Source organism: Vibrio phycocola (assembly GCF_054404255.1).
This window is the reverse complement of the sequence record NZ_JBTAMQ010000022.1, coordinates 21,856-30,021: the sequence shown is the minus strand read 5'-3', so window position 1 is coordinate 30,021 and position 8,166 is coordinate 21,856. Positions and strand designations below refer to the sequence as shown.

Here is an 8,166-nt window from a genome sequence, read left to right as displayed (position 1 = left end):
ATACAGATGGTTCACTCATAAAGCGGTGAACAACGCTTCATACGACTTCAGGTCGCACGGGCATAAATGAGTTAGCGGAGTGACACCCCCGCTGACTAAGAATTGGACAAAAACGAGCTAGATCAAAAAGTCTAGTCCACTAAAATGATACTAGAAAAAATATCTTGAAACCTTAAATCTGAGAGATTGATATGGTTACGTTGAACAATGAGAACTTAGATCTCTAATCAATCATGCTAATATGGGGGAAGTCTGCAGGTAGCAGATTTAGAAATAGCATTAATAATAACCAACAAAAGTCTAGTGAGTGTGTTATCTTAGTTTTTATCCCTACCGCTTAGTAGGGACTTCTTTTCTTTTCCGAACTCGCATCTCGGCACTCCTTAGTAGCCCTCCTAAGCCTCACTGCAGGCTCTAATTATGTCAATTTCAACTCAAAAATCACAAAACATCTTCAAACTCAAAAAAATTGAAAACGTCGAAACCAACCACAACGAAACCGCTCTCGGCTGTTGGCTACCTCTTGCTCAGGATGCTACGCCTGTCATTCCTTCCGCAATTATATTTTGCGAAGGTAATTTTGGCAAAATTGATGGTAAAACGGCTAATGGGCTAGTAAGGCATTCGTTACGTTATCGTATTCTATCGGTTATAGATAGTGAGTCTGCAGGCTTAGATGCTGGAGAAGTGCTTGATAATAAAAAGAATGGTATACCTATCGTAGCCAATATCGAAGAAGCTATCCTTCAGGCAGATAGCATTCCCGATTACTTTATTTTTGGTATTGCACCATCAAGTGGTAGTTTATCTGACTCAGATAAGAACGTCATTTTACAAGCGATGTCGCTGAAAATGAATATTGTAAATGGCTTGCATGAGTTTCTATCCGATGACCCTCTATTTTTAGAAGCCAGTTTAAAGAACAACGTTCGAATATTCGATACTCGTAAACCCAAGAATAAAGGCGAACTGAAAACGTTTAGCGGGAAAATACACAGCGTTAAATGTCCTAGGATTGCTGTGATGGGGACAGATTGTGCGTTAGGAAAACGAACAACAGCTACCATACTGGCGAATGAACTGACTGAAAAAGGCCTTAACGTGGTTCTCATTGCCACTGGCCAAACGGGCATTATCCAAGGTGCAAAATACTGCGTTGCCCTCGATGCTGTTCCTTCACAATTTTGTGCCGGTGAGCTTGAGTCTGTCATAGTACAAGCCTATGAGGAAGAAAACCCAGACTTAATTATCATTGAAGGACAAGGCTCCTTAAGTCACCCAGCATTTTCTACCAGCTCTTTTATCTTGCGTGGCAGCTGCCCAACAGGCGTGATCTTGCAACATGCGCCTAAACGTATACATCGTTGTGACTTTCCAAATTATTCAATGCCTTCCGTTTCTTCGGAAATCAAACTTATCGAAACGTTTTCTGATACCCATGTTATCGGACTAACACTCAATCATGAAGGAATGTCGGTGGATGAAACACGCCATATAATAGACAGCTACACCACCGAGTTTGGGATACCCGTTACTGATGCATTATCACAGCCGGTCGAACATCTTGTGCACATCGTAACTTCCAACTTCCCCATAATAGCAAGTAAATTGGCTGACAAGGCGTGAACTACCCTAGGTTAGACATCGATTGCGACAAAATTCACCATAACGCTCACTTTCTAATTACTCAGCTCTCTCTCAAAAATATCTCAGTGACACCTGTCACTAAAGCCTTCCTCGGTCACCCTATCATCGCTCAAGTTCTTATTGACGCCGGGGCTACAATGTTAGCCGATTCGAGAATTGAAAATCTTCAAACGATAACAGAATTTGGTATTTCCACACCTAAAATGCTGATACGAACACCTATGTTCAGCCAAGCGAAGAGTGTCATAAAATACAGTGATATGAGTTTAAATTCTGAAGTAAAAGTAGTTCAAAGGCTTTCAAATATCGCGAAACAGAAAAATTGCCATCACGATATTATTATAATGGTTGAGCTTGGTGATCTCAGAGAAGGTGTAATGCCCTATGATGTTATTGATTTTATTCGTGAGATTATTGTTTTTCCGAACATTACAATAAAGGGAATTGGTGCGAATTTAGCGTGCCGATATGGTGTCGCGCCTGATAATAAAAATATGGACATTCTTTCTAACCTTGCTGATGAAATTGAAGTGATATTTGGGATCAGCTTAGAGCTTATTTCAGGAGGAAACTCGGCTTCAGTTAACTGGGCTCTTCAACAAACAGGCAAAACGCGGGTAAATAACCTTCGTATAGGCGAAGCGATCTTTCTTGGCTGTGAGCCTTTAGAGAACCAAAATATTAAAGGTTTACATACGGATGTGATTTCTTTAACTGCTGAAGTAATTGAATCCAAAATTAAACCTACGTTACCTTGGGGAAATCGAAGGTTAAATGCGTTTGGTGAAAAAGAAAGCCTACTAGATAGAGGAGTGGTTTCTCAAGCTATTCTCGCAGTGGGTCGCCAAGATGTCTGTGTTAGTGGCCTTAAAGCTCCGAATGGGCTTGAAATCATGTCTTCGACCAGCGACCATCTTGTGCTTGAATCCGCTCATAAACCACTATTTATCGGGGAGACAGTCACATTTAGTCTAGATTACAGTGCTCTTTTATCTTCTATGTCTTCACGTTATATCCATAAATATTTTAAGGCTCCTAAGAGAAGAAGGAGCGCATCATGCTACGAACAACAGTAATTATTTCCGTCAGTGTCATACTTAACGGTTGTCAGATAAGCCCAATGAAACCTAATGGGCTTGCCGATTATAGAGCGACGGTCATCTCAAGCCAACTTCCACAAGATTTAGGCTCAATCACACTCGTAAATGCTAAGTCAGAGGGCAATAGTGTCACTCTTGTTTTCGTAAAAAAGAAAGCTTTGAATATGGACAGCTTAGTAGAAAAAGTCGCCGTTAGTTTTTGTGAAAATATCGAAATAAGGCCACTATTAGAGAGTGGAATATCGTATAGAATCATTACCTTAGGAAAAAATAAGACGGTAGAAAGCCTTAACGTAATTTCTCTAACACAGTGTCTTAATTAAATGCGTAGCACTCGAATGGATAAAAACCAATACGTGTTGTTCAATGTACTCAATGACATTATTCTATTGAAGTTTGACCGCCTTACGCCTTGGGAAAAAAACTTTATCACAGAGCTACACCACAAAGCGTTAACTAAGCAGCTCATTTCAACTAAACAAGAACAACTAGCTTTAAAAATTTCAATAAGAACCTTCAAATCAAAAAAGAAAAAAGCACATTCCAAGTTTTAATTTAAGACTGTGTATACTTAACTCTATGTGCAGCCTGTAAACTCAGCTAACTTAACTCTCCTTGTCCGCTTCGGAGATATTTGTCCCATCCCAAATCATTTCTAGCAAGTAGGCTTGCACAATATCAGTCACTGGTTTCGGCGTTAATAACTCCCAGCATGTCCCTTCTTTTGACCTTACTGACGGGTACTGGATGCACTGTACTTTCTTCGCCTTTAGTTCGCGGGCCAGTTGTTGTGAGATACCGATGGTTCTAACTTATTCTTGATGAACAGCACTTCATATGACCTTGGCTCGCACCGGCATTAATTATCTAGAAATAGATAACGTCGTATTATATTAGCAAAGGGAATAGGGAACAATTTGTCCCCTATTCTCTTTGAGCTGTATTCTAACGATTAAAACCAATTACCGCCTAACGCCAAATACAAATTAACACGCTGCGCCAAACTCAACCTTTGAATAGATAGCTGATTACTCTGCGCAGCTAATACTCTCTGTTGTACAGTAAGTAGATCGACCAGCGATATTTCTCCTTCTTCGTATCTAAGCTTTGCGATAGTAAGAGCCTTTTTAGCCTCAGTTAAGGCGACTAATAAATCCTCATTTCTTGCCTTAAGTGATGCTGCAAGATCTAGGTTAGTTTCCACTTCGTTAAAAGCAGTCAACGCAGCCTGCGAGTAACTGGCTAACGCTTGTTTTTGTTCAATATTAGCAACTTTAACTTGTGACTCACGTGCACCTCCATCAAGAATCGGCATTAGTACATTACCTGCTAGCTGCCATACAAGATCAGATAAACTTGAGATACTCGAGAGCTGATTTGATGAGCTACCTACGCTACTAGTTAAGCTAAAAGTGGGGAAACGGGCGGCTTCCGCTTGATAAGTAGAACTGAATGCGGACACAACTCTCAGTTCATTTGCTACCATATCAGGTCTTCTTTCTAACACATCAGAAGGAACACCGACCGACGGCATTGTAGGCAATGGAGGAAGCTGCTCCCCGATATCAACAGATGATGCAGGATAGCGCCCGAGCAATATCTCAAGCGCTCGCAATGCATCTCTTTTCGAAGCCCCAAGCGCAGTCAATTGCTCCCTTGAAGAAGAAAGATCGGAGAGAGCTAATGACTTGTCTTGCGCCGACACCATACCATTTTCGAATTGTATTTCGACAATACGATATGTATCTTCAATTGAAGTAACGGTTTCTTGCATCACCTGCTCCTGTAACTCAGCTTCAATTGCAATAAAGTACGCTTTTGATACTGAGGCAGCGAGAGAATGTTGTGCGCTTTTATAATCTGCTTGAGCAGCTTTTGCACTGGTTACGGCTGCTTTTTGTCCTGCACTAATTCTACCCCACAAGTCGATCTCCCAACTTAATTGACCAGAAATAGATTGAGTAGTACTAGAGTTTCCTCCTTGACCTGATGTGCTACTACTGACTGATATATTCCCCTGAGTTTTTAACCCGGCACCAGCTTGACTAGCGACTTCATTAGCTTTTTCAACGTTGTAAGATGCTGCTAATAACTCTTGGTTATTCTGAATAGCTTCAAGCACGAGCTTATTGAGGAGGGGATCATTAAAGCTTGATAACCAATCCACATACGCGATTGCCTGATTCGACGATACCCCTGAGTCACTTGCCCAAGATTGAGCAGTGAACAATGTTTGCTTACTTAGCTCTTTGTGAATGGCATTATCCGATGTCGACTTCGCACAACCTGATAACACAACAAGACAACCGATACCAACCGCTGTTTTAAGTAGAATATTACTTTTCATCATCTTCTCACCTTGTCGTTTCTGTCGATTTAATGTTAAAGAAAATCGCATATAGAACTGGGACTACGATTAATGTCAACAGTGTGGCAAACGATAAACCGAATACTAAAACGACGGACATCGACTTAAAGAATGCATCAAAGAACAATGGTATGACTCCTAAGACTGTCGTCAATGCCCCCATCATTACAGGTCTAACTCGGCTAGCAGCAGCATCAATTACTGCATCATGCCTAGCTTTACCCTCACTTATTTCCAAGTCAGTTTGATCAACCAATACAATAGCATTTTTGATCAACAGTCCTGACAGGGAAAGCAACCCAAGAATCGCCATAAATTCCATTGGTGTACCAGTAGCTAACATACCGCCAGAAACACCAATTAACGCTAATGGAACCACTAACCAAATCACCACAGGTTGTCTAACTGTTCCGAATAATACGAACACCGTAATCACCATCGCAACCAAACCAAGCGGAATAGTAGACGCTAAGCTGTCATTCGATTCTTTTGAATCACCGTATTCTCCACCCCATTCCAATGAATAACCATTTGGTAAATCAATAGCTTCTATTTTCGAACGAACTCTATTGAACAAATCATTGGTTAACTCTCCAGGTAGAGGGTCTGACTGTGCTTTAATTTCCCATTGGCGATCAACCCGTTTTACAATTCCATCGCGCCAAATAGTTCTAAAACCATCGGTGACCTGACCAATGGGAACTGAATTGCCCGTAACTGAACTAATCACCTGCACGTTTCTAATGTTAGTTACATTATCGCGTTCCGAGAATGGTGATCGTGTGATTATAGGTATGAGCTCATCATTTTCGCGATACGAACCAATCGTTTTTCCTGAATAATTGGTTTCCAAAGCAGATGCTAAGTCTTCACGAGAAATCCCCGCTCTCTGGGCCGCTTTTTCAGCATAAATAGGCTCAATAACACTAATCGGTTGTCTCCAGTCATCCTTAATAGACAACGCTCCACCATCTGCGGCCATTATTGCTTTAGCTTGTGAAGCTAAATCCCTCAGTATTCCCGTATCAGGTCCAGTGAATTTAGCTTCAATTTTTGAACCACCGCCAGGGCCAAGTACAAATTTCCAAACTTTTCCTTGTGCATCAGGGAATGATTCATCGATATGACTTTGAATATCTTTCAGCAATCCGTCAATAATTCGATAATCACTTGTACGAATCAGGAGTTGACCGTATGAAGAATTTGTCGATTCTGGTGAATAAACCAACATGAAACGAGGAACGCCACCTCCGACGGAAGCTTGTACATCCTCAACACCTTCAAGTGAATTCACATAATCGCTAAGCTGAATAATGTCGCTCTTAGTGGTGGAAATATCTGAGCCTTGAGGGAGCCAATAATCAACAACAAAAAGTGGTGTTGTTGATGCAGGGAAGAATCCTGACTTAACAAATTGGAACCCCCACACTGAGGCGAAAAATAATGCCACAACACTAATTACCACCAATACACGTTGTTTCAACGTTACATACAGCAATTTTTTATATGACTTGGTAAAACCACTTTCTTTCGGTGTCACCGAATCATCCTGCTCTGACTCATTAAACAGCCAATAACAAAACAGTGGTGTTAAAGTAATCGCAAATAACCAGCTATACATCAGTGATATCAATATAACCCAGAACAAGTGCCCGGTGTATTCTGCAGTCGAGCCGGGGGCAAATCCAATTGGTGCAAATGCGATGATACCAACTAGCGTACCACCTAATAAAGGCCACACTGATCGTTGAACAATTTGTTTCGCGATGTCTAATTTCTTAAACCCACTTTTTATCCCAACTAAGATACCTTCCGTCACTACAATCGCATTATCTACCATCATTCCGAGTGCAATAATTAGTGCCCCTAATGAGATGCGATGCATTGGTATATCGACAAAACTCATCGTTGCCAAGGTAGCAAATATTGTTAGTAAGAGGATTGATCCAATTACTAAAGCTGATTTGATACCCATAAATATCAACAATGTAACGATAACAATAGCTAATGCTGCTATCACATTAACGACAAAGTTATCTACCGATGAATCAACAATTTTTGCTTGATGATAAAACTCGTGTAGCTCTATTCCTAAAGGTCTTAGGTCTTCGGTCTCCGCAATTTTACGATCAACTTCATTACCGATTTTTACGATATTTGCACCTAGAATACCCGAAACACCAATAGCGATCGCAGGCTTTCCATTATATAAAAACACCTTTTCTTCTGGCTCTTGATATCCTCGCCATACTCGCGCTATATCCTTAAGGTAAACAGATTTTCCGTCTGAATCTGCCGATACAAGCATATTTTGTATTGATTCGATTGAGTTAATCGTACTCGTTGGATCAATAACAATCCGCTTACTCCCAACTTTTACGGTCCCTGCTGATACAACTGAGTTTTGTTGCGACAACATCGATACAATATTTGAAATTGAGAGACCAAGCCTTTTAGCCGCTTGTTGAGAAATTTCGACGTAAATGGCTTCACTCTTTAGGCCATCAATAGAAACTCGAGCAACACCGTCGACCTGAAGTAATGAACTTTGTAATGTCTTTGCGTACTTTTTCAACTCTACATTCGAATAACCATCACCAGTAAGGAAATACAATAGTCCATATAGGTCACCAAAATCATCAGCAACGTATGGTGTACCGGAACCCGGAGGCAAGGATGCAGCAGCATCACTAACTTTATTTCTCAGCTTATTCCAGACCAGTTGAAGCTCACTTCTTGTTTTAGACGCGTCATATCTAACTTCAACATTGATCTCTGATTTACCATAAGTAGAAATTGATTCAATACTTTCAACTTCAGAAAGTTGTTGTATTGCTTTTTCTAGTGGTTCAGTTATTTCCAACGCAACTTCATGTGGATTTGCTCCTGGGTACCCTGTAACAATCACCGCTTGCCTGATGGTGAACTCAGGGTCTTCGAATCTGGCCATACTTTGATACGCTTGCCAGCCTCCGACAATAGTGAGCAAAATAACAATAACGCTCAATACTGTATTTTTTATTGTAAATTCAGCAATATTCATGTGTGTCC

7 protein-coding genes are annotated in these 8,166 nt (G+C 40.7%); 4 read left to right on the top strand and 3 right to left on the bottom strand.

Going from position 1 to position 8,166, the window contains the following annotated elements:
* Positions 1–420 precede the first annotated feature (420 nt).
* The 4 genes from ACXJY6_RS19260 to ACXJY6_RS19245 are packed head-to-tail and all read left to right on the top strand — an operon-like array spanning position 421 to position 3,301.
* A complete protein-coding gene (locus ACXJY6_RS19260) occupies positions 421–1,626 on the top strand; it encodes an N-acetyltransferase DgcN family protein (RefSeq protein WP_458769326.1) in 1,206 nt (401 codons plus the stop codon).
* Entirely contained in the window at positions 1,623–2,723 is a 1,101-nt protein-coding gene (locus tag ACXJY6_RS19255; RefSeq protein WP_458769325.1) for an alanine/ornithine racemase family PLP-dependent enzyme, read from the top strand. The genes ACXJY6_RS19260 and ACXJY6_RS19255 overlap by 4 nt, the downstream gene beginning before the upstream one ends.
* Positions 2,705–3,070, top strand: a complete 366-nt coding sequence (gspS2, locus tag ACXJY6_RS19250) for a type II secretion system pilot lipoprotein GspS-beta (RefSeq protein ID WP_458769324.1) — start codon at positions 2,705–2,707, stop codon at positions 3,068–3,070. The genes ACXJY6_RS19255 and gspS2 overlap by 19 nt, the downstream gene beginning before the upstream one ends.
* Entirely contained in the window at positions 3,071–3,301 is a 231-nt protein-coding gene (locus tag ACXJY6_RS19245) for a hypothetical protein (RefSeq protein WP_458769323.1), read from the top strand.
* Between the two features lie 51 nt (positions 3,302–3,352).
* On the opposite strand, the gene ACXJY6_RS19240 is transcribed toward ACXJY6_RS19245, so the two are convergent.
* From ACXJY6_RS19240 to ACXJY6_RS19230, 3 genes are all read right to left on the bottom strand, one after another.
* Positions 3,353–3,532, bottom strand: a complete 180-nt coding sequence (locus ACXJY6_RS19240) for an RES family NAD+ phosphorylase (protein WP_458769327.1) — start codon at positions 3,530–3,532, stop codon at positions 3,353–3,355.
* A gap of 167 nt (positions 3,533–3,699) precedes the next feature.
* The gene (locus tag ACXJY6_RS19235) at positions 3,700–5,097 is read right to left on the bottom strand and encodes an efflux transporter outer membrane subunit (RefSeq protein ID WP_458769322.1); all 1,398 of its coding nucleotides are present in this window, start codon (positions 5,095–5,097) and stop codon (positions 3,700–3,702) included.
* 4 nt (positions 5,098–5,101) lie between these two features.
* Positions 5,102–8,158: an efflux RND transporter permease subunit gene (locus ACXJY6_RS19230; protein WP_458769321.1), complete on the bottom strand. Its 3,057-nt coding sequence runs from the start codon at positions 8,156–8,158 to the stop codon at positions 5,102–5,104.
* Between the last annotated feature and the right edge of the window lie 8 nt (positions 8,159–8,166).